The sequence below is a fragment of the Fulvimarina endophytica genome (assembly GCF_003403015.1).
Lineage (GTDB): Bacteria > Pseudomonadota > Alphaproteobacteria > Rhizobiales > Rhizobiaceae > Fulvimarina > Fulvimarina endophytica.
In genome coordinates this window covers 261662-283209 of record NZ_QURL01000001.1, presented here as the reverse complement: position 1 = coordinate 283209, position 21548 = coordinate 261662, and the positions used below count along the sequence as shown (strand labels likewise).

Genomic DNA, 21548 nt, shown 5'->3' with positions numbered 1-21548 from the left:
CCGGTTCGGCCCCGGCCGCCAGGCGGTCGCGGATGACCGAAATCGACCGCTCGTCCGGCGCCGGAAATACAGGGTCGTTACCGAACAGCGTCGCTCCCCACCGGACGGTCGTCCTCGGACGCAGACATGTAATCGTCGCCGCGCATCTCGAACAGCCGCGAGACGGTGCGCTCGAACTCGAACTTTTCCGTGCCAGAGGGGGCGCTGTAGAGATCCTTGGCAGGAACCTCCGCCGAGATGACCAGTCGGCGCCCTGCATCGTAGAGCGTATCGACGAGATTGATCAGCCGCTTGGCCTCGTTTCGTTCGGCCGGGCCGAGAGCGGGCACGCCTTCGAGGACGACCGTGTGGAACCTGCGGGCCAGACCGATGAAGTCCTGCGCGCCGAGCGGTTTCTGCAGGAGGTCGCCATAGGCGAACCGAGCGGCCCCGTTGCCCGCACGCGGCACGGGGATGGTGCGTCCCTTCACCGAGAGGGAGGCGGTATGTTCCTTCTCGCCCGAGAGAAGCGCGTCCCAGACCTTGTCGACGCGAGAGGCGGCGTTCTCGTCCAGCGGCGTGATATAGAGATCCTCTGTTCCGATGGCCGCGAGACGATAGTCCTCGCCGCTGTCGAGGGCGAGAACTTCGACCTCGGCCTTCAGCTTCTCGACGAAGGGAAGGAACAGGCCGCGATTGAGGCCGTCCTTGTAGAGATCGTCGGGCGCGACATTGGACGTCGCGACGAGCACGACACCCTCGGCGAAGAGCGCTTCGAACAGGCGCGACAGGATCAGCGCGTCGGCGACATCCGTCACGGTGAACTCGTCGAAACACAGAAGCAGGCTCTCCTCGGCGATCTGACGGGCGACCGGAGGCATCGGATCGTCCTCGGAGGCGGTCCCGTCGCGAACCTTGTCCCGGTGGGCACCGATCCGTTCGTGCACGTCGCCCATGAAGGCGTGGAAGTGGACGCGCCTCTTCTTCGAGACCGAACTCTGCCGGTAGAACATGTCCATCAGCATGGTCTTGCCGCGTCCGACCGAGCCGTAGACGTAAAGTCCCTTCACCGGCTCGGGCTTGCCCTTCTTGCCGAACAGCCAGCCCAGCGCGCTCGACTTCTTGGCGACGGACCTGTTGGAGAGGTCGCCATCGAGCCTGTCCAGCCGTCCGGCGAGAATCTTCTGGGCCGGATCCGGCTCGATCTCGCCACGCTCGATCAGCCGTTCGAGCTTGCTGCGGACGGGTCCCCAATTCTTGCGTTCCGTGTTCGCCGTCGGATTCGGCATCTCGACCCCCGCTCTGTTCCGCGCGCTCTTCGCCCGCCTGTCGTACGAAACCCCATAGGGTGGTTGGGTGGGCGAAGGAAGGCCAATGCGCCCTGCCCGTTTGCCGCTTGGCCCGCGGCGATGCTAGAGCACGCTCCAACAGGGTCGATCGGAGCTCAGACGAATGACGACAATCGGGGGACGGCGCGACGCGACCATCACGCGGCGGACCAAGGAAACGAAGATCGAGGTGAAGGTCGATCTCGACGGCTCCGGCATCGCGGACATATCGACCGGCGTCGGCTTCTTCGACCACATGCTGGACCAGCTCGCCCGCCACTCCCTGATCGACATGACGATCCGCACCGAGGGCGACCTGCACATCGACGACCATCACACCGTCGAGGATACCGGGATCGCGCTCGGTCAGGCGATTCGGCAGGCACTGGGCGAGCGCAAGGGGATCCGTCGCTACGCCTCGCTCGACCTTGCGATGGACGAATGCCTGACACGGGCCGCCATCGACGTCTCGGGCCGTCCGTTCCTGGTCTTCTCCGCCGAATTCACCCGCGCCAAGATCGGCGGGTTCGATACCGAACTCGTCCGCGAATTCTTCCAGGCCTTCGCGCAGAATGGCGGGCTGACCCTGCACATCACCAATCTCTACGGCGCGAACTCGCACCACATCGCCGAGACCTGTTTCAAGGCGGTGGCGCGCGTTCTCGGCGAAGCGATTTCGATCGATCCCCGGCAGGCGGACCTGATCCCCTCCACCAAGGGAATGCTCGCATGACCTCCGCATGGATCGCGGCACCGGGAAGCGGCGGGCAGATCTCATGTCGGTGAAGAGATGGGTGGTCCTCGAACCCCCTTCGGATGACAGCGGGATCAAGAGCGCAGAAGCGATGTTCGTGAAGGACGCCTTTGCGCCCCTCGCCTTCCTCTTTCTGATCTTCTGGCTGTTCTGGCATCGCCTCTGGCTCGCGGGGATCGCCGTTCTCGTGCTGGACATCGCCTTCATGGCGATCGGCTGGTGGCAGGGTCTCGGCCTCGTCTCCAGCGTCGCCCAGTTTCTTCTCGCGCTGCTGGTCGGCCTCGAAGGTCGCAATCTCCTGATCGACAAACGACTGCGGAAAGGCTGGCGGCTCGCCGCCGTCTTTCAGGCCGGGTCGCGATCGGAAGCCGAACTGCGTTATTACGAGGCGGAGGCCGCGGCATCTCCCACCGAGCCGCAACGCACCGAACGGCCGTTGCGGCCGCGCGTTCAGATGCCATGGTCCGTGCGCGCGGGAACACGGGCGACCCCGTGACGGGCCGGTCCAATTCTTCGACGGAAAGCCGAATGCAGACAGTCACCATCATCGATTACGGGTCCGGCAATCTCAGATCCGTCACCAATGCCTTCGAGCGCGCGGCGCGCGAGAGCGGCGCGAATGCCGAAATCTGCCTCACGGACGATCCGCATCTCGTATCGAAGGCCGATCGGATCGTCCTGCCGGGGGTCGGCGCCTATGCTGATTGCCGGGCCGGTCTCAATGCCCTGCCCGGCATGGTCGATGCGCTGCGCGAGGCGGTGGAGGCGAAGGCCCGCCCGTTTCTCGGGATCTGCGTCGGCATGCAGCTCATGGCCGAACGCGGGCTTGAAAAGGCCGAGACGCCGGGGCTCGGTTGGGTCGGCGGCGACGTGGTGCGCATTGCGCCGAAGGACGACGCCCTGAAGATCCCGCAGATCGGCTGGAACACGCTCGACATCGTCACCCCGCATGCGCTGCTCGAGGGTATCGAGACGGGGCCGGACGGGCTGCACGCCTATTTCGTCCACTCCTACCACCTCGCGGCCGCGAGGGAGGAGGAGCTCGTTGCGACCACCGATTACGGCGGCCGGGTGACAGCCATGGTCGCGAACGGCAATGCCGCCGGTACCCAGTTCCATCCCGAAAAGAGCCAGACGCTCGGCCTCAAACTGATCGCCAACTTCCTGCAATGGAAGCCCTGAGGTGTTCGTCTTCTTCTCGAGCCGGATGGGATGTATCGGATCGATCCTCGTTTCCGTCCTGTTGACGCTCATCCTGCTCGCCGTCTTCCAGATCATCTGACCCGTCCGTCGAGGTTCTCATGCCTATTCTCTTTCCCGCCATCGACTTGAAGGACGGCGCCTGCGTGCGCCTCAAGCTCGGCCTCATGGATCAGGCGACGGTCTACAACGCGGACCCGGCCGCGCAGGCGCGCGAGTTCCGCGATGCCGGCTTCACCCATCTCCACGTCGTTGACCTCAACGGCGCCTTCAAGGGCGAGGCGGTGAACGGCGAGGCGGTCGATCGGATCATGGATGCGGTCGGCGGCGAGATGAACGTGCAGCTCGGCGGTGGCATCCGCACCATGGCCGATATCGAACGCTGGCTCGAGCGGGGTCTGTCGCGGGTCATTCTCGGAACCGTCGCCGTGCGCGATCCCGATCTTGTCAGGCAGGCCGCGAAGCGCTTTCCGGGGCGCATCGCGGTGGGCATCGACGCCAAAGGCGGCAAGGTCGCCGTGGAAGGCTGGGCGGAGACCTCCGAACTCACCGCCGTCGACCTCGCCCGGCGATTCGAGAATGCCGGCGTCGCGGCGGTCATCTATACAGATATCGACCGCGACGGGGTCCTCGCGGGCATCAACTGGCCCTCGACCATCGACCTCGCGGAAGCGATCTCGATCCCGGTGATCGCCTCGGGGGGCCTTGCCTCGATCGCGGACGTCGTGCGTCTGACCATGCCCGACGCAGCAAGGCTCGAAGGCGCGATCTCGGGGCGGGCTCTCTATGACGGACGGATCGATCCCCACGAAGCGCTGCGGGTTCTGAGCGGCGAAGATTCGCAAGGCTGACCGACGGCGCCTGATCCCTTTGACCGCAGGATTCTAGGTGTCGGTCGCGTTCGGGCTTCCTGAGGAAGCCGGCTCCTTGCGCACAGCTCCCGGCCGATCACATAAACCCGCACGATCAAACCTGCATGCAGCCCCCACGAACGACGAAGCGAGACCCAAGGTGACCCTCAAAGCCCGCATCATTCCGTGCCTCGACGTCAAGGACGGCCGCGTCGTCAAGGGGGTCAACTTCGAAGGGCTCGTGGATGCGGGCGATCCGGTGGAGGCGGCTCGCGCCTATGACGCGGCGGGCGCCGACGAACTCTGCTTTCTCGACATCACGGCCTCCTCGGACGAGCGGGAGACGATCGTCGACGTGGTTCGCCGGACGGCCGAGCAGTGCTTCATGCCGGTGACGGTCGGCGGCGGCGTTCGCACGGTGCAGGATGTCCGCACGCTGCTTCTCGCCGGTGCCGACAAGGTCTCGATCAACACGGCGGCGGTCGCCCGCCCGGAATTCGTCGCCGAGGCGGCCGACAAGTTCGGCGATCAGTGCATCGTCGTCGCGATCGACGCGCGGCGCGTCGGCACCGAGGGGGAGAGCCCGCGCTGGGAGATCTTCACCCATGGCGGCCGGCGCGAAACGGGGATCGACGCAGTCGAGTTCGCCCGCAAGGTGGTCTCGCTCGGAGCCGGGGAAATTCTCCTCACCTCGATGGATCGCGACGGCACGAAGGCCGGGTTCGACATCGAGCTCACCCGGGCGGTCAGCGACGCGGTGGCCGTGCCGGTCATCGCATCGGGCGGCGTCGGCACGCTCGATCATCTGGTCGACGGGATCGCGAAGGGCGGCGCGGGAGCGGTGCTCGCGGCCTCGATCTTCCATTTCGGGACCTATACGATCGCGCAGGCCAAGGCCTACATGGCCGCGGCCGGGGTTCCCATGCGTCTCGATCCAGCCGATATTCCAGCGCATGCGGCATGATTCGCGAAAACCGGTTTGACGTTGCGATGACAGATTTCACCCTTTCCGACCTCGAGACCATCATCGCCGAACGGATGAAGGCCTCGAGCGAGGAGTCCTACACGGCGAAGCTGAGGGAAAAGGGCGTCTCCCACGTCGCCAAGAAGCTCGGCGAGGAATCGATCGAGACGGTGATCGCGCTCGTCGGCGAGGACGAAAGCCGCGTCGCCTCCGAAAGCGCGGACCTTCTCTACCATCTCCTCGTGGCTCTGGCACTTCGCGGCGTTCCAGTCAGTGACGTCCTATCGGAACTCGGGCGCCGGACGGCGACCACCGGGCTTGCGGAAAAGGCGTCCCGCGGCATGGACGGTACTCCGGCCGGGTGACCAGACGGATGGACCAGCTCGCCCCGACGCCGTTCTCTCCCTATCGGATCTTCTCCGCGGACGAATGGGCGGAGTTTCGGGCCGACACGCCCCTCACCCTCGGCGCCGGCGAACTGGAACGCATCCGCTCCATGAACGACCCCGTCGATCTCGACGAGGTGGCGCGGATCTATCTGGCTCTTTCCCGCCTGCTCTCGGCGCATGTGGAAGCGACGCAGGTTCTCTTCAGCCAGCGCCAGCGCTTTCTCTCCGGCCGCAGCGCCGGCCACAAGACGCCGTTCGTGATCGGCATCGCCGGTTCGGTGGCCGTCGGAAAATCGACGACCGCGCGCCTTCTCCAGCTTCTCCTCCAGCGCTGGCCGTCCTCGCCGAAAGTGGCGCTTCTGACGACCGACGGGTTCCTCTATCCGAACGCTGTTCTCGACGAGAAGGGGCTGATGCGCCGCAAGGGGTTTCCCGAGAGCTACGATGTCGGCGCGATCCTCCGATTTCTGTCGGACGTGAAGGCGGGCGCGGCCCGCGTCAGCGCGCCGGTCTATTCCCATTTCTACTACGACGTCATGGCCGGCGAACGGGTCGTCATCGACCGCCCGGACATACTCATCTTCGAAGGCTTGAACGTCCTTCAGGTCCAGAAGATGCCGCCGGACGGCCGGGCGGTTCCCTTCGTCTCGGACTTCTTCGACTATTCGATCTATATCGACGCCGAAGAGCCCGATCTCTATCGCTGGTATATCGAACGGTTCATGCGCCTGCGCGATACCGCGTTCAAGCAGACCGATTCCTTCTTCCACCGCTACTCGAAGATCAGCGATGCGGAAGCCCTGAGGATCGCCGAAGATCTCTGGTCGCAGATCAACGCGGTCAATCTTCACGAAAACATCCTTCCGACCAGACCGCGCGCCGATCTGATCCTGAAGAAGGGTCCCGACCATCTCATCGAGCAGGTCGCACTTCGCAAGCTCTGAGCCCTGCCGCACAGGTCCCCGATCGCCGCATACAGGCTTGCCCTAGTCCGGAAGCTTACCGGTAATTTAATCGCGGCCCATCGCGATCCGCGATAGACATTTGCGCAAACGCAATCCGTCCGGTCCCGCCCGCCCGGCACCGGACCCTTGAGGTTCGTTCGACCCTTGTTCGTTTCCTTCTTTCCAAATCCGAAGCCATTCTTCATCTCCGCGCTCCTCTGGAGCGCGTTCTCGATCGGCCTCTGGTACGGTTTCATGGACGAGACCGGCGCATGGTTCGGCCTTCCGCGCCCGCCCATGGGCGAGGAACCGATCATCGGCGTGTCGCTCTTCTGGTCGAACGACTTTCTCTGGTTCTATCTCTACTATGCGGTCATGGTCGGCCTGTTCGCCGCCTTCTGGATGGCGAAGGAGCGCCAGCCCTGGGCGCCCTGGTCGATCCTCGGCTCGGCGCTGATCATCTTCGTCACCTATTTTCAGGTGCAGGTCTCGGTCGCCGTCAATGCCTGGTACGGCCCGTTCTACGATCTCATTCAGGCCGCCCTCGCCCAGACACGGGAGGTGACGCTCGGCGAGTTCTACGGCTCTCTCGCTTCCTTCGCGGGCATCGCCTTCGTCGCCGTCGCAGTCGGCGTCCTCACGCGCTTCTTCATCAGCCACTACGTCTTCCGGTGGCGCACAGCGATGAACGACTACTATATGAGCTGGTGGCAGAAGCTGCGTTCGATCGAGGGCGCATCCCAGCGTATCCAGGAGGATACGATGCGCTTCGCCACGATCACCGAGAGCCTCGGCGTCAACCTGATCGAGGCGGTGATGACGCTGATCGCTTTCCTTCCGGTGCTTCTGGTTCTGTCCGCCAACATCACCGAACTGCCGCTCGTCGGAGCCGTGCCCTACCCGCTCGTCATCGCGGCCGTTCTCTGGTCCGCCTTCGGAACGGCGTTCCTGGCACTCGTCGGCATCAGGCTGCCGGGCCTCGAATTCCGCAACCAGAGGGTCGAGGCGGCCTACCGAAAGGAACTCGTCTACGGCGAGGACGACGAGGCGCGCGCGCAGCCGCCGGAGGTGCGCGAACTCTACGCCGATGTCCGCCGCAACTATTTCCGCCTCTACTTCCACTACATGTATTTCAACGTCGCCCGGATCGGCTACATCCAGACCGACAACATCTTCCCCTTCCTGATCCTCGCGCCGACCATCGTCGCCGGTACGATCACCCTCGGCATCTTCCAGCAGATCCTGAACGCCTTCGGCCAGGTGCGCGAATCGTTCCAGTATCTGGTCAACTCCTGGACGACGATCGTCGAACTGCTTTCCATCCACAAACGCCTGCGAGCCTTCGAGGCGGCGATCCACGACGACCCGTTGCCGAGCGTGGATCAACAATGGCTGGCCGAGCAGGCGCCCGCGGAATAGACGGCCGGTCTGCGCGCTTTCTGTCGAAACGCGCGAGCCGCCGGCGCTCTCGCGCCGACGGCTCGTGGCGGTTCCGAAGGTCGTCGTGCGATCCTACTGCGCCGCCAGCATCGCGACCGGCAGAACGGCGAGAAGGTCGGCGACCTTGTGCGCTCCACCGGTAAACTCGCGGCCCGTAACCGCATCGCGGAACGTCTTTCCGGCGAGTTCCTCGGGCAGATCGACGAACGTCTCCTGCCAGCGGCTGGCGGGAATGGCGAGGTCTTCGCGTCCGTCGAGAAGCGAAAGAGCCATCCGGGGCGCGACGGTCAGAGCGGCCTCTCCGTTCTCACCGATCCGCGCGAAGGCGACCAGCCATCCCGAAGCCGGCCCGCTGATCGTGAGCGCCTCGTAACGGCCCGAGGTGTAGAGAAGCGGGGCATTCTGGCGCATGCGCAGGCCCGCCATCGTCAGACGCGCCTTCAACTGCCCGGACCGCCAGTCGGCCAGAAGCTGAGCGGGATCGTCTCCCGCAGCCGCCGCGGCGATCCGCGCATCGAAATCGACGGGCCGGCGATTGTCCGGATCGACGAGGGAATAGTCGTAGAACTCGGTGCCCTGGTAGATATCGGGAACGCCCGGGGCCGTCAGCTTGATCACGGTCTGCGAGAGCGAGTTGAGGGCGCCGGCGAGGACGAAGGGCTGAACGCGCGTCCAGAATTCTCCGATCAGCTCGTTCTTCGGATCGACCATCGCGTGGACGAAGGCATCGAGCGCACGCTCGTACTTCTCGGCCGGCGCGGTCCAGCTCGTATGGAGCTTCGCTTCGCGGACGGCCTTTTCGGCAAATCCCTTAAGGCGCTCTGCGATGTCCTCGCACTGTCCGGCATCGGCAGGATCGAAATCGGCAGGCAGGACACCCAGGAGGGATTGATAGAGGCCCCATTCCGTTGCCGGATCGGGGGAAAACAGGCCGGGTTCGACGTCCTTGCGCCATTCCGTCATCATGGCGGCGAAGCTGGAAACGAACCCGCGCCAGCGCCCCGGTGCCTCGGAGAGCGTGTAGATGCGCGCCCTCGCATCCTCGCCGCGCTTGGTGTCGTGGGTGGTGGTCGCAAGAAGCCCGAAGGGTTGATCCTCGAGCCTGATGCGCATGGCCTCGTGGAAGGCCTCGACGCTCGAGCCGTATTCGTCCGGCTCGCCGCCGACCTCGTTCAGCGCGATCAACCGGTTGTAGCGATAGAAGACCGTATCCTCGACGGCCTTGGCCATCACCGCGCCCGTCGTCTGCTGGAACCGGCGGGTGAAGTTGAGAGCGCCCGCGACGTCCGCGCCATCCTCGAAATCGAGCTTCAGAAGTCGGCCGATGAACTGGATCGGCTCGTCGGCCTCCACCTCGCGGCGATTGAGCGCGAGGTCGACCGAATCGTCGATGATCGCCACATCCCGGTTCGGAACACCGTCGACCGAGCCGTAGGTGCGGTAGACTGGCAAGGCGGCGGCGACTTCGACGATCGAGCGCGCGATCGTGTCGCGGCCGAAATCACGGGTGGAGAGGCCCCGGGAGGCGACATCCATCGCGAGGCCGGTCAAGACGGACAGCTCGCCGGCGAGATTGCGCTGGAAGATCGAGCGCTTCTCGGCGAGAATCATGGAGCGCAGGCTCTCGTTGCGCCCGAGGAAGGTCTGATAGGCCTCGGTCATGCCCGCTTCGCGCGCGCTATCGACATAGAGCCCGGAAAGCGCGGTGATGAATTCGTAGCCCGTCGTCCCCTCGATCTTCCACGAGGTGCGCAGCCGCTCCTCGCCGGTGAGGATCTTCTCCACATAGACGGCCGGCTGGCGGCGTACCGCCTTGAAGGCCTGGGTCAGATCGTCGAGATAGGTCTTGGGATCGGCCAGACCGTCCACATGGTCGATGCGGATGCCGTCGATCCGGCGTTCGCGGGCGAGCCGGATGATGAGCTGATGGCTCTCGCTGAAGACCCGGCGCATTTCCTGGCGCACACCGATGAGATCGGCGATCTCGAAGAAGCGCCGATAGGTCAGGCGTTCGCGCGCGGTCCGCCACCAGGCGAGCCGCCAAGCCTGGGCCTCGTGCAGCGCGTGCAGCGCATCCTTGTCCGAGTTGATCGCGGCCACCGCCCGTTCGAGGGCGCTCCGGAACTCCGGATCCTGAAGATGTTCGCCCAGGCGCTCCCGAAGCTCATCCGCTTCCGGGGGCGTGGATACCGAGAACCGCCTGACCAGACGATCGCGTTCCTCATGATCGATCAGGCCGAAGACGTGTCCGTAGGTTCTCGGATCGATCGGAAGGCCGTATCCGGCCGCATCGAAGCGCAGCGAGGGTGTCGCCTCGTCCAGAACGACCGTCAGGTCTCCCGCATCGAGGGCATCGCCGTAAGGTTTTCCGAGGACCGGAACGAGAATGCGGCGCGCTTCCCAGGCGATATCGAAGGTGTAGGCGTAACGGCTTTCCTCGCCCCATGTCAGAACGTCCTCCCACCAAAGATTGCGCGGCGAGACGCCCATATGGTTGGGAACGAAGTCGAGGATCAGTCCGATATTGTTGGACGAGAGCGCATTCGACATCTCCGTGAAGCCGTTGATGCCGCCGAGCTCTTCCTCGAGGGTGTTGTAGTCGGTCACGTCGTAGCCGTGGGTCGACCCCTCCGAGGCCTCGAAGATCGGCGAGGCGTAGAGATGGCTGATCCCGAGGCGCTTCCAATAGGGCGCAAGGTCCCGCGCCTGGGCGAAATCGGTGCCTTCACGAAACTGCAGGCGGTATGTGGCGACGAGCGGCGAGCTCATGAATGGTTCGGCCTTTCTTCGCGCATTGCCCGAGCCATGCTCTGGAAGCGCTGATGATCTTCGAGGTCTTCGAGAGCGACATCCTGCCGGATGCGCCAGTTCGGGTATTGATCCGTCGTCCCGGGGAGGTTCGGCTGGTGGGTCGCACCGAGCATGTCCTCGAGCTGCACCGCAAAGAGCAGCGAGCCGGAGCGGGCGACGAAGCGATGAACGGCTTCGCTGAGCGTCTGGCTGAGCTCGCCGGAAAGCGGCTCCTCGCCGTTGAGCATCCGTTCGTAGTCGCCGGGGATCAGGCTCGCCTTCCGCAGCGCCACCAGAAGGTCGATCCGCTCTTCGCGGCGTCCGTCCAGATCGCGAGCCGTCGCCTCCTCGTTCTGGGTGCCGGCCTCCTGTCGCAGCTTGATGTCCGTGCCCTGCCACCAGCCGGCGAGCGGCGCGAGGTCGTGGGTCGACACGCAGGCGAGCGCGAGGCGCGGATAGGCGGAGGGCAGGATGAAATCCTCGTTCCGCTTCTCGAAATAGAGAACGCGATAGGAGAGGATGTTCGCCGCCTCCATCTGGTCGCGGAACCCCTCGGGCACCGTGCCGAGATCCTCCCCGATGACGAGGCAGTGGTTGTCGCTCGAGGCCTGGGCGACGGCATCGATCATGTCGCCGAGGGGATAGCGGACATAGCCTCCCTTGGAGGACGGCTTGCCCTCGGGTATCCACCACAGGCGCGCGAGCCCCATGGCGTGATCGATCCGCGCGGCGCCGGCATGGAGCGTCAACTGGGAAAAGGCCTGGCGCAGCGGCCGGTAGTCACGCTCCGCGAGGGCGGTCGGCGAGAGGGGCGCGAGGCCCCAGTCCTGGCCCGAGGAGTTGAACATGTCCGGCGGCGATCCGACCCGCGCCGAGGCGACGGTGAGCGCCGGGTCGGCCCAGGTCTCGGCGCCGTCCGGAGCGACCCCGACCGCGAGGTCGAGATAGAGCCCGATCGCCATGCCGGCCGATTTCGCCCTCGCCTGAACGCTGGCGATCTGCTCGTCCGCCTCGAACTGCAGCCACTTGTGAAACAGGATCTCGCGGTCGTGCTCGTCCTCGAAGGCCACGACCTCCGCGCTGTTCCGGTCCTTGAGCGCCTCCCGCCAGCCATGCCAGCCCGCAGGTCCCCCCGATGCGACTTCATGGGCGGAGATCGCCTCGAACAGGGCGAAGGCATGCAGCGCAGCGCCTCCGGTCGACACGAAACGCTCGAAGGCCTGGGAGGCGCGGATATCCTCGCACCGGTTCTCGAAGACCGCGCGCAGGAGCCGATTCTTCACCCGGCTGACTGCCGGGTAGTCGACGAGTTCGCCGTTGAGACCCCTAAAGAGATCGGGGGCTTCCGACTTCAGTTCGGCGATCGCTTCGGGTCCGCCCTGGATCTCGTCGACGGCGAGATAGAGCGGATTGTTGAAGCGGCGGCTCGAGGGGGAATAGGGCGAATACCGCCCGCCATCGGCCATGAACAGCGCGTGAAGCGGATTGACCCCCACGAAGGACGCCCCGAGCCCTGCCGCGAGAACCGCGAACCGGCCGAGATCCTCGAAATCTCCCATGCCGAGACTGCGATGCGACCGCAGACCGTAGAGCTGGCAGGCGACGCCCCAATGGCGCCGATCGGTGACGACGGCCGGCAGCGGACAGGTCTTCGAGGGCTCCTGCGCGGCCTCTCCGAACCGCCCCTCGCTTCCGCTTTCCGGATCGACGGACAGAACTTTTAGAAGATCCGCCTTGGTTTCGTCGGACAGCTCCCGGGTCTCCCCCATCTCGGAGCGATAGACGATCTGGATCCCGTGGCTTTCGGCCAATGCGTCGAGGGAGGCAGCCATCACAGATCCCCCTTCACGAGCATCCGGTCGCCCATCCGGAACACGACCGAAGAGCCGGGGAGCGTGCCTTTGAGAAGGCTTTCATCCGCATCTCCCTGATACGAATGAACGAGTTCGCCTGCGGCAAGGTCCTCTGCGTTTAAATTGCCCGGCAGGGACCAGGGGTCGTCTCCGAGATTTGCGAAGAGATGCAGGACCTTTCCGTCCTGAAGGGTCCAGGCGACGACGAAGGCATGCCCGTTTTCGGCCACCTGATAGGCGCCGCAGTTCTTCGGCACGTGCTTGAGCAGCGGAACCACGATCTCCTGCCGCTTCTTGAGGAGCTCGGTCACCTGCGAGTGCCGCATCTCGCGATTGGGGCGCTCGAGAACGGCCCAGTCGAGCGTGGACACCCGGAAGGTCGCCTCGGCGTTCGGGTCCGGGATCAGTTCGCGCAGGCGCTCGCTCCTGAACGCCTTGAACTTGCTGAATTCCGATCGACGACCCTCGCGGACCGCATCTCCGAGCTCGCCGTGAAAGTCGGTGAAGAAGCAGAAGGGATGTGTCTCGCCCCATTCCTCGCCCATGTAGAGAAGCGGGATCTGGGGCGACAGGCACAGGATCGCCTGCGCGCATTCGAGGACGCGGCGCGAGGCGAGATCGGTCAGACGCTCGCCGAAGGCCCGGTTTCCGATCTGATCGTGGTTCTGAATGAAGTTGACGAAGGCCGTCGGCGGCAGATGGTCCGAGGGGCTCCCGACCTTCTTGTCGCGCACCGGCGAGTGCTCGCCCTGGTAGACGAAGCCGGTCGCGAGGGACTTCGCCAGTTGTGAGACGCTGCTACGGTTGTAATCGCCGTAATAGGCCTCCTCCTCCTGGGTGGCGAGCACGTGGATCGTGTGATGGAAATCGTCGTTCCATTCGCCGGAGACGAGCAGCGGCTGATCGGTCTCGCCGCGCTCCACGTGCCAAGTGATGTTCCGGTCGTCCTCGGTGGTCAGGTGCACGTGGCGGCCGGGGAACGTCTTTCGGACCGCGCTCGCCAGCTCCTTCACGAGCGGCGTATCGGTCGTGTCCTGAATGGAGTCGATCGCGTCGAGCCGCAGGCCGTCGAAGCGGAACTCCTCCAGCCAGTAGAGGGCGTTCTCGATCATGAACTGACGAACCGGCGTCTCGTCATAGGCGATGGCGGGGCCCCAGGGCGTATGGATATCCTCGTGGAAGAATTCCGGTGCGAAGGCGCCCAGATAATTCCCGTCCGGGCCGAAGTGGTTGTAGACGACGTCGAGGAAGACGCTGAGGCCGCGCGAATGGGCGGCGTCGATGAGGCGCTTCAGCCCCTCGTCGCCACCATAGGCGCGATGCGGGCAGTAGAGCAGGACACCGTCATAGCCCCAGCCGCGATCGCCCATGAACTGCGCGACCGGCATGATCTCGATCGCCGTAAGACCGGTCGCAACGAGGAAATCGAGCTTCTCCTCGATCCCCTCGAACGTGCCGTCGGGCGTGAACGTGCCGGTGTGCAGTTCGTAGAAGACGGTCTCCTCCCACGGCCGCCCGTTCCAGTTCGGCGTCGTCCAGCGATAGGCCTTCGGATCGGTCAGAACGGAGAGGGAATGGACGTCTCCCGCCTGCCGCCGCGAGGCCGGATCGGGAACGATCAGACCGTCCTTCAGCCGGAAACCGTATGTTCCGCCGACCTTCACCCGGTCCGTCTCAATCCGCCACCAGCCGGCCTCGTCCTTCGTCATCTGCAGGAATTCGGCCGGTTTCGCGTCCTCGTCGCCGACAGCCAGTTCGATCGACGGCGCGGACGGCGCCCAAAGCCGGAACTCGGCCCCGTTCGAAATCAGCCTCGGCCCCCAGGAGGTGTCGAAAGCGAAAGCGTTCGGTTCTGAAGTCATATGACCAATCGTGCCCTTCACAACTCGGCGGTGTCGCGAGCTCGCTCAACGCGCACCCGCGCCGATGGAAGCGTTCGATGAACGCCCCTTCATGGAGAAGGGTAATTGAGTGTCTCGGGGCGCGCTTCCAGCCCGGCGGGCAAGGAATTATGCAAAGCCGGGTCCGCAACACGATAGGCGGCTATACCGTTCGAAAGCCCCTGCGCCGGGCGCGTCCCTCTGTCTCGCTCGACGCATGCGTCGCGTGCCCCCATATCTTGGGCCGCGCAACAACGATCGACGATCCCCCGATGTCAAATGCCATGCCTTCGACCGACGCTGCCGCGATGCCGCCGCGCCCCTTTCGGGCACCGGCGCCCGTGCCCCATTCCGAGCCGCTGAGTTTCTTCGGCTTCATCAGGACGGCGACACGAAATCCGATCGAGATCTGGGGGACGCGCGCTTTCAAAGAGCCCTATGTCGTCGGGAAGTGGCTCGGCGTTCCGAACATCGTCCTCAACGAGCCGAGGGCGGTGCGGCATGTCCATGTCGAGAACCCGAAGAACTACGTCATGCAGCCGCTGCGCCAGCGACTCCTGCGCCCGCTCCTGCGCGACGGGCTCCTAACTGCCGAGGGGCAACTCTGGCGCCGGACGCGCAAAGCCATCGCCCCGGTCTTCACGCCGAGACACATCGCCGGCTTCACCGAGCCCATGGCGGCCCGGTGCGAAAACGCGGCCGAACGGCTTCGCGGCATGGCCGGCCAGACCGTCGACATCAGTCACGAGACGACCCTCCTCACCTTCGACATCCTCCAGGCGACCTTGTTCTCGGACGATATCGAGTCCGAACCGAACGAGTTCGCCCGCTCGACCGCCCAGTTTCTCGGTTCGATGGGACGCGTCGACCCGCTCGACCTTCTCGGTGCACCGGACTTCCTGCCGCGGATCCGGCGGCTCAGGGGCCGCAAGTCGATGCTGTATTTCCGCTCGATGATCGCCGAGACGATCGTCAAGCGGCAGCGGCAGATGGAGAAGGACCCGAACGGCGTTCCGCCCGACCTCCTGACGCTCCTGCTGAAGGCCGACGGGCTTTCGCGGGACGAGATCGAGGACAACATCATCACCTTCATCGGTGCGGGTCACGAGACCACCGCGCGCTCCCTCGCCTGGACGTTCTACCTCCTGAGCCAGGCACCCGACGAATTGCGCAAGGTGGAGGAGGAGATCGACAGGGTGCTGCCCACCCTCGATCATCCGAGCCAGTATCTCGATGCCCTGCCGCGCACCCGTGCGGTGTTCGAGGAATCAATGCGGCTCTATCCGCCTGCCGCCTCCCTCAATCGCACCGCGCTTAGGCCCGACCGGATTGGCGATCTTGAGATCCCCGCCGGCTCGACGGTGCTCGTCATGCCCTGGCTGATCCATCGCCACGAAATGCTCTGGGACCGGCCCGATCACTTCATCCCCGATCGATTCATGCCCGAGAATCGCGAGAAGCTCGACCGCTACCAGTATCTTCCCTTCGGCGTCGGACCCCGGATCTGCATCGGCGCGAGCTTCGCCCTTCAGGAAGCCGTGATCGCGCTCGCGATCCTCATGCGCTCCCTGAGGTTCGAGTTCGCCGGCTCCAAGCAGCCTTCGGTGATCCAGCGCATCACGATCCAGCCGGAAGACGGACTTCCGATGACGATCCGGGAACGCTGAAGGGACGGCGTTCGCGTCAGACAAGGCTGTAGGCGAAGCGGGCCGCGACGATCATCAGGAAGATCCCGAAACCGATCTCGAGCCGCCGGCGCGAAAGCCTGTGGGCGAGCCCTGCGCCCAGCGGGACGGCGATCAGGGAGAGCGGAGCGATCAGCGCGACGGTCGCAAGGCTGACATAGCCGAGGCTGTAGGGCGGAAGCAGCGGATCGTTCCAGCCGCCGACCACATAGGTCACCACACCGGGCACCGCGATAAGGGCGCCGACGCCGGCGCTGGTCGCCACCGCCTGGATCATCGGCCGGCCCCAGAGGGTCATGAAGGTGTTGTTGAGAACGCCGCCGCCGATGCCGATCAGGGCCGACAGAAACCCGATCAGCACGCCAGCGATCGAGCGCCCGGCAAGGCCGGGCAGGTCGCGCCCGAGCGTCCATTCGATGCGACCGAAGAGGAGCTTCAGTCCGATCGCGAGGGCCAGCGCCGCGAAGACCGCGCGCAGCGTCGTGGACGAGGCGCTCGCGGCGAGGAACGCCCCGGTCACCGACCCGGCGGGGACGGCGATGCACCACTCCTTCAGGAGGCGCCGGTCGACCGCATCATGTTTCATGTGAGCGAACAAAGATCGCAGGGAGGTCGGCACGATGATCGCGATCGACGTCCCCACCGCCACATGCATCGCCACGGCTTCCGAGATGCCGATCCACTGATAGGTCTGGTAGAGGACGGGCACATAGATCGCCCCGCCGCCAATGCCGAAGAGCCCGGCGAGAAAACCGGCGAGACCCGATGCCAGGGCAAGCGCGCCGCCGACGACGAGGATGGTGTGAAGGTCGACCGTCTGGAACATGCCAGCGCTATAGACGGAAAACGCGCAACATGCATGGTCTTCCGCCGCGCACACCGAAGATGGTTCCGGACCCCTCGCTCAAGCCTCAGGCCGAGGCGGAGCGTCCCGCCTCGTTCCTCTCAGGCGGCGGACAACTCGGCAGGCAACCGGATCTCCGCGAAGGCCTCGCCGATCACGCCGGGATGCGCATCGGCATCCGTGGATCGCGTTGAGAGGATCTGCCGCCAGCGCCGTGCGCCGGGCAGGCCGTTGAAGAGGCCGATCATGTGCCGCGTCACCTGGTTCAGCTTCCCGCCGTTTTCGATATGGTGCGCGGCATAGCGCTCCATGGTCGCGATGAGTGCGCCATGATCGAATCGGCGCGGGTCCGCGCGGTAGAAGACATGATCGACATCGGTAAGGACATCCGGCGTCTGATAGGCCGCTCGGCCCATCATGATGCCGTCGAGCCCGCCGGTCTCCATGGCAACCCGCCCCTCCTCGAGCGAGCCGATACCGCCGTTGAGACCGACGAAAACCGAAGGCAGCCGCGCCTTCAGCCGCCCGACCCTGTCATAGTCGAGAGGCGGGATGTCCCGGTTCTCCTTGGGGCTGAGACCCTTCAGCCAGGCCTTCCGGGCATGCACCCAGATCGCCTCGACCCCTGCCCCGACGGCTGCATCCGCAAGATCGTCGAGAGCCGGCTCGATATCCTGTTCGTCGACGCCGAGACGGCACTTCACCGTGACCGGGACCCCGTCCGCCGCCTCGACCATGGCCGCGAGACAGTCGCCCACGAGGCCGGGCTCGCGCATGAGGCAGGCGCCGAAGGTGCCGGACTGGACCCGGTCCGAGGGACAGCCGACATTGAGGCCGAACTCGTCGTACCCGTAGGATCTGGCGATCCGAACGGCTTCGGCGAGCTTGCGCGGGTCCGAGCCGCCCACCTGCAGGGCGACGGGATGCTCGGCCTCGTCGAAGGCCAGAAGTCGATCGCGAGGCCCGTGAATGATCGCATCGGCGACCACCATCTCGGTATAGAGCAGCGCATGCGCCGAGAGCTGACGGTGAAAGAAGCGACAATGCCGATCCGTCCAGTCAATCATAGGGGCAACTGCGAAGACCGGCCTCGATCGATAGGGACTGTCGCTGGACGTGATGGTCATCGCTGTTTCTCTTCCTGCGGATGTCCGGCATCTTAAGACCGGACACGGACGATCGCGCCTCCGGTCTTCGACGTCGGAGACTTGCCTGATCGGGAGCAAAGACGTCTCCCGCTTCGTGACCGCCGATCAGCTCATGCTTCTGCGATCGGCCGACGCCTCGTAGACACCCAGAATTTCGACCTTCTCGGTGAAGAACCGGAGTTCCTCCAGAGCGAGCGCCAGATTGTCGTGATCGGGATGCCCCTCGACATCCGCATAAAATTGCGTCGCCACGAACTTACCGCCGAGCTGGTAGCTTTCGAGCTTGGTCATGTTGAGGCCGTTCGTCGCAAATCCGCCGAGGGCCTTGTAGAGGGCCGCCGGGATATTGCGGACCTCGAAGATGAAGGTGGTCACGCAGGTCTTCGAGGCGTCCGCCCAGCCGGCGCGGGGGTCGTCCCCGGCGCCGGGACGCTCCAGAATGACGAACCGGGTCACGTTGTCGGCCGAGTCCTCGACATTGCGCTCGAGGATCTCGAGCCCGTAATAGCCCGCAGCAAGTTCGGGCGCGAGCGCTGCATGGGCCCGGTTCTGCAGATCGCGGACCTCGCGCGCGGCCCCCGCCGTGTCGCCGGCATTGAGCGGCTTCCATCCGTTGCGCCGCAGGTAGTTCCGACATTGGCCGAGGGCGTGGATATGGCTTTTCACGGCGGTGATCTCGTTGCGCGATACGCCGGGAAGAGCCATCAGCTGGAAATGGATCGGCATGAAATGCTCGCCGATGATCCTCAGGCCGGAATTCGGCATCAGATGGTGGATATCGGCGACGCGTCCGGCGAGCGTGTTCTCGATGGGGATCATCGCGCGCTCCGCCTCGCCGTTCTTCACTACCGCGAAGGCGTCGTCGAAAGTGGGGCACGGCAGCGGCGTCATCGTATCGCCGTAGACGGTCTCGCAGGCCATGTCGGAATTGGCGCCGCGCTCGCCCTGGAATGCGATGATGGGCTTGTCCGCGCTCATGCTCCGGCCTCCAGGATCGCGCGCGCCCGCTCCAGATGCTGGGGAGCGTCGACGCCGAGGGGCAGGGTCTTCACCAGTTCGACGTCGATCCGCATACCGGCCTCGATCGCGCGCAGCTGCTCCAGCTTCTCGCGCCGTTCGAGCGTGGAGGCGCCGAGCGCGATGAAGCGGGCGAGACTCGAGCGGCGATAGGCGTAGATCCCCACGTGGTGATAGAGCGGCCCGTCTCCGTAGGGCGCGGTTGCACGGGTGAAGTAGAGAGCGCGCAACCGCGTGTCGGTGATCGGCGTCCCCACGATCTTCACGACGTCGGGATCGCGCGCCTCCGCCTCGTCCTCGATCTCGACGCCGAGGGTCGCGATCTCGCAATCGCGATCCTCGAACGGCTCGACGACGGCGCGCACGAGAGCGGGATCGATGGTCGGCAGGTCGCCCTGCAGGTTGACGATCGTGTCGACGTCGCCGGCCGGGTCGAGATGACGCAGAGCCTCATGAATCCGGTCGGAACCGGACGGATGATCGGGGCTCGTCATCACCGCCTCGAAGCCCGCCTCCGTCACGACCTTCGCGATCTCGCGGTCGTCCGTGGCGATCGCGATCCGGCCGATATCGGCTTCCCTCGCGCGCTCTGCGACCTGGACCACCATGGCCTTCCCGGCAATCGTTGCGAGCGCCTTGCGGGGCAGACGCGTGGAGCCGATGCGCGCTGGGATGATGACGAGTGTGTTCATGCGGTCTCTGCCTGCTCGTGAAGTTGCCGGAACGAACGGAACGGTAAGCTTCTTCGGCTTGATGGATGGCCGTCGCGGTGACAAAAGGTCTTGTGCGGGCGCGTCATAACGCTGTTGCCTGCGGTAAGCAAAACCCATAGGTTCCGCGACACTTTCGTGGACTGACGCCGGATCTCAACCCGGTCGTATGAGGAGGGAATGTCCCGCCAATGAACTCGTGGCAATTCAACAAGATTTCCGGCGCCGTGCTGGGTACGATCTTCCTGATGTTCGGCGGAAGCTTGGTTGCTGAAGGTATCTTCCACCCGGAAAAACCTGAAACGCCGGGCTACGAGATCGTTGTCGCCGAATCGGGCGAGGGCGGAGAGGGTGGAGCCGAAGCAGAGGCCGTCGCACCGATCGCCGCGCGGCTGCAGAACGCCAATCTCGAAGCCGGCGCGAGCGATTTCCGCAAGTGCAGCGCCTGTCATTCCGCGGACCCGGATGGCGCCAACCAGACAGGCCCTGGCCTCTGGGGCGTCGTCGACCGTCCGATCGCGAGCCACGAAGGCTTCGACTATTCGAGCGCGATGGCCGACTTCTCCGAAGGCGGTTCGGTCGTCTGGGATTACGAGCACCTCGACCACTTCCTCGAGAACCCCAAGAGCTACATCAGCGGAACGAAGATGGGCTTTGCGGGCATCCGCGATCCGCAGGACCGTGCCGACACGATTCTCTACCTTCGCTCGCTCGCGGAAAATCCGGCTCCGCTGCCGGAAGCGCCTGCCGAAGGCGAGGCCGTCGCCGAAGCCGGGGCGGGAGACACCCAGAACCCGGGCACGACGTCCAATATGAGCGCGAGCGACGAGGCCTCCAATCCGCAGGCCCCCGGGACGACCGATCCCGACACGGGCTCGGCCATGCCCGGCCAGGATCAGGCTCCCGTCCTCAGCGACGAGAATCAGCCTGAGACGCGCGCCAACGAGGTTCAGGAACAGGATGCGCCCGCAGCCGATGGCGCCGCCGAAAGCGCCACGGGTTCGGACGATCAGGCCGCGGCTGCGGGCGGGGACGTCGTCGCCGTCTCGGGCGATCCGGAGGCAGGCGCCAACATCTTCCGCCGTTGTCAGGCCTGCCACAAGGTCGGCGAAGGTGCCGGCAACGGCATCGGTCCCGAACTGAACGGCGTCCTGTCGGAGAAGCCCGCCGCCGTCGAAGGCTACTCCTTCTCTGCCGCCTTCACCGAATGGGCGGCGGACAAGGACCAGTGGACCCACGAGCTGATGAGCGAATGGCTTGCCGACCCCCGCGGCACCGTGTCCGGCACGAAGATGGCGTTCGCCGGTCTGAAGAGCCAGGAAGACATCGACAACGTGATCGCCTACCTCAACCAGTTCAACGAGGACGGATCGCAGAAGTAAATCTTCCGATCCCGAACACATCCAAGCCCCGGCGCGCGAGCGCCGGGGCTTTTTCGTTTGGTTCTTGAAGAGAGACGAAGCACGAAGCCCTTCTCACATGACCGTTTGGTCACGTGACATTCCCGTCTCAGGAAGGGCATAAGTTCAGGCGAGAACCGTCCCGATCGCACCCGTCATGCGCAAGGAAATGCCTTTGGCCTTCAAGCTTTCGATCCGCACCACTCTCCTTACGGCCGCATCCGCTCTCGTTCTTGCAGCCAGTCCCCTTTCGGCGCAGACTGAGGGATCGAGCGGAGGGGCCCAGCCCTCGAATGCGCAGCCCGACGGCCAAACGGGCATGGACGAAGCGAACCGGATGCAAGGCAGCGCCGACGCTCGGTCGGCGCCCGA

At 65.0% G+C, this 21548-nt stretch carries 18 protein-coding genes; 10 read left to right on the top strand and 8 right to left on the bottom strand.

Annotation, left to right across the window (positions count from 1 at the left end; translation table 11 throughout):
- Positions 1-77: 77 nt before the first annotated feature.
- Complete coding sequence (gene zapE, locus DYI37_RS01100; protein WP_116681346.1) at positions 78-1268, bottom strand: cell division protein ZapE; 1191 nt, start codon at positions 1266-1268, stop codon at positions 78-80.
- Positions 1269-1431: 163 nt separating this feature from the next.
- On the opposite strand from zapE, the gene hisB reads away from it, so the two are divergent.
- From hisB to sbmA, 8 genes are all read left to right on the top strand, one after another.
- Entirely contained in the window at positions 1432-2040 is a 609-nt protein-coding gene (gene hisB, locus DYI37_RS01095) for an imidazoleglycerol-phosphate dehydratase HisB (RefSeq protein ID WP_116681345.1), read from the top strand.
- A 43-nt stretch (positions 2041-2083) separates the two neighbouring features.
- Complete coding sequence (locus DYI37_RS01090) at positions 2084-2557, top strand: DUF2628 domain-containing protein (protein ID WP_158555051.1); 474 nt, start codon at positions 2084-2086, stop codon at positions 2555-2557.
- A gap of 32 nt (positions 2558-2589) precedes the next feature.
- Complete coding sequence (hisH, locus tag DYI37_RS01085) at positions 2590-3243, top strand: imidazole glycerol phosphate synthase subunit HisH (protein WP_116681786.1); 654 nt, start codon at positions 2590-2592, stop codon at positions 3241-3243.
- A 119-nt stretch (positions 3244-3362) separates the two neighbouring features.
- Positions 3363-4112, top strand: a complete 750-nt coding sequence (gene hisA / locus DYI37_RS01080; protein WP_116681343.1) for a 1-(5-phosphoribosyl)-5-[(5-phosphoribosylamino)methylideneamino]imidazole-4-carboxamide isomerase — start codon at positions 3363-3365, stop codon at positions 4110-4112.
- A gap of 160 nt (positions 4113-4272) precedes the next feature.
- Complete coding sequence (gene hisF / locus DYI37_RS01075; protein WP_116681342.1) at positions 4273-5076, top strand: imidazole glycerol phosphate synthase subunit HisF; 804 nt, start codon at positions 4273-4275, stop codon at positions 5074-5076.
- Positions 5077-5102: 26 nt separating this feature from the next.
- Complete coding sequence (locus DYI37_RS01070; protein ID WP_116681785.1) at positions 5103-5441, top strand: phosphoribosyl-ATP diphosphatase; 339 nt, start codon at positions 5103-5105, stop codon at positions 5439-5441.
- 8 nt (positions 5442-5449) lie between these two features.
- Positions 5450-6409: a type I pantothenate kinase gene (gene coaA, locus DYI37_RS01065; protein ID WP_116681341.1), complete on the top strand. Its 960-nt coding sequence runs from the start codon at positions 5450-5452 to the stop codon at positions 6407-6409.
- A gap of 165 nt (positions 6410-6574) precedes the next feature.
- A complete protein-coding gene (sbmA, locus tag DYI37_RS01060) occupies positions 6575-7828 on the top strand; it encodes a peptide antibiotic transporter SbmA (protein ID WP_116681340.1) in 1254 nt (417 codons plus the stop codon).
- Between the two features lie 93 nt (positions 7829-7921).
- On the opposite strand, the gene treY is transcribed toward sbmA, so the two are convergent.
- From treY to treZ, 3 genes are read right to left on the bottom strand one after another with little or no spacing between them, the layout of a single operon-like run.
- On the bottom strand, positions 7922-10618 hold the full coding sequence (gene treY / locus DYI37_RS01055) for a malto-oligosyltrehalose synthase (RefSeq protein ID WP_116681339.1): 2697 nt from the start codon (positions 10616-10618) through the stop codon (positions 7922-7924).
- Entirely contained in the window at positions 10615-12471 is a 1857-nt protein-coding gene (malQ, locus tag DYI37_RS01050; protein ID WP_116681338.1) for a 4-alpha-glucanotransferase, read from the bottom strand. The genes treY and malQ overlap by 4 nt, the downstream gene beginning before the upstream one ends.
- Positions 12471-14354, bottom strand: a complete 1884-nt coding sequence (treZ, locus tag DYI37_RS01045) for a malto-oligosyltrehalose trehalohydrolase (protein ID WP_116681337.1) — start codon at positions 14352-14354, stop codon at positions 12471-12473. Before treZ ends, malQ begins: the two co-directional genes overlap by 1 nt.
- Before the next feature lie 290 nt (positions 14355-14644).
- Here treZ and DYI37_RS01040 point away from each other — a divergent pair, with 290 nt between their 5' ends.
- A complete protein-coding gene (locus DYI37_RS01040) occupies positions 14645-16039 on the top strand; it encodes a cytochrome P450 (RefSeq protein WP_116681336.1) in 1395 nt (464 codons plus the stop codon).
- Between the two features lie 16 nt (positions 16040-16055).
- On the opposite strand, the gene DYI37_RS01035 is transcribed toward DYI37_RS01040, so the two are convergent.
- The 4 genes from DYI37_RS01035 to DYI37_RS01020 all read right to left on the bottom strand — a co-directional run bounded on the left by DYI37_RS01035 (position 16056) and on the right by DYI37_RS01020 (position 19758).
- A complete protein-coding gene (locus DYI37_RS01035; RefSeq protein WP_116681335.1) occupies positions 16056-16883 on the bottom strand; it encodes a sulfite exporter TauE/SafE family protein in 828 nt (275 codons plus the stop codon).
- Positions 16884-17002: 119 nt separating this feature from the next.
- Positions 17003-18028 carry a tRNA dihydrouridine(20/20a) synthase DusA gene (gene dusA / locus DYI37_RS01030; RefSeq protein WP_116681334.1) on the bottom strand — a complete coding sequence of 342 codons (1026 nt, stop codon included), beginning with the start codon at positions 18026-18028 and terminating at the stop codon, positions 17003-17005.
- A gap of 126 nt (positions 18029-18154) precedes the next feature.
- Positions 18155-19027, bottom strand: a complete 873-nt coding sequence (locus DYI37_RS01025) for a prephenate dehydratase (protein ID WP_116681333.1) — start codon at positions 19025-19027, stop codon at positions 18155-18157.
- Positions 19024-19758 (bottom strand): 3-deoxy-manno-octulosonate cytidylyltransferase, encoded by a 735-nt coding sequence (locus tag DYI37_RS01020; protein ID WP_116681332.1) that lies wholly within the window; start codon positions 19756-19758, stop codon positions 19024-19026. Before DYI37_RS01020 ends, DYI37_RS01025 begins: the two co-directional genes overlap by 4 nt.
- Positions 19759-19967: 209 nt before the next feature.
- Between DYI37_RS01020 and DYI37_RS01015 the strand changes: the two genes are divergently transcribed.
- Positions 19968-21158: a c-type cytochrome gene (locus tag DYI37_RS01015; RefSeq protein ID WP_116681331.1), complete on the top strand. Its 1191-nt coding sequence runs from the start codon at positions 19968-19970 to the stop codon at positions 21156-21158.
- The last annotated feature ends 390 nt before the right edge of the window (positions 21159-21548 follow it).

What these genes read in the sequence shown, in the direction of transcription:
- zapE (WP_116681346.1), bottom strand. Translation starts at nt 1,268, where the DNA reads ATGCCGAATCCGACGGCGAACACGGAACGCAAGAATTGGGGACCCGTC.
- hisB (WP_116681345.1), top strand. Translation starts at nt 1,432, where the DNA reads ATGACGACAATCGGGGGACGGCGCGACGCGACCATCACGCGGCGGACC.
- DYI37_RS01090 (WP_158555051.1), top strand. Translation starts at nt 2,084, where the DNA reads ATGTCGGTGAAGAGATGGGTGGTCCTCGAACCCCCTTCGGATGACAGC.
- hisH (WP_116681786.1), top strand. Translation starts at nt 2,590, where the DNA reads ATGCAGACAGTCACCATCATCGATTACGGGTCCGGCAATCTCAGATCC.
- hisA (WP_116681343.1), top strand. Translation starts at nt 3,363, where the DNA reads ATGCCTATTCTCTTTCCCGCCATCGACTTGAAGGACGGCGCCTGCGTG.
- DYI37_RS01070 (WP_116681785.1), top strand. Translation starts at nt 5,103, where the DNA reads ATGACAGATTTCACCCTTTCCGACCTCGAGACCATCATCGCCGAACGG.
- coaA (WP_116681341.1), top strand. Translation starts at nt 5,450, where the DNA reads ATGGACCAGCTCGCCCCGACGCCGTTCTCTCCCTATCGGATCTTCTCC.
- treY (WP_116681339.1), bottom strand. Translation starts at nt 10,618, where the DNA reads ATGAGCTCGCCGCTCGTCGCCACATACCGCCTGCAGTTTCGTGAAGGC.
- malQ (WP_116681338.1), bottom strand. Translation starts at nt 12,471, where the DNA reads ATGGCTGCCTCCCTCGACGCATTGGCCGAAAGCCACGGGATCCAGATC.
- treZ (WP_116681337.1), bottom strand. Translation starts at nt 14,354, where the DNA reads ATGACTTCAGAACCGAACGCTTTCGCTTTCGACACCTCCTGGGGGCCG.
- DYI37_RS01040 (WP_116681336.1), top strand. Translation starts at nt 14,645, where the DNA reads ATGTCAAATGCCATGCCTTCGACCGACGCTGCCGCGATGCCGCCGCGC.
- DYI37_RS01035 (WP_116681335.1), bottom strand. Translation starts at nt 16,883, where the DNA reads ATGTTCCAGACGGTCGACCTTCACACCATCCTCGTCGTCGGCGGCGCG.
- dusA (WP_116681334.1), bottom strand. Translation starts at nt 18,028, where the DNA reads ATGACCATCACGTCCAGCGACAGTCCCTATCGATCGAGGCCGGTCTTC.
- DYI37_RS01025 (WP_116681333.1), bottom strand. Translation starts at nt 19,027, where the DNA reads ATGAGCGCGGACAAGCCCATCATCGCATTCCAGGGCGAGCGCGGCGCC.
- DYI37_RS01020 (WP_116681332.1), bottom strand. Translation starts at nt 19,758, where the DNA reads ATGAACACACTCGTCATCATCCCAGCGCGCATCGGCTCCACGCGTCTG.
- DYI37_RS01015 (WP_116681331.1), top strand. Translation starts at nt 19,968, where the DNA reads ATGAACTCGTGGCAATTCAACAAGATTTCCGGCGCCGTGCTGGGTACG.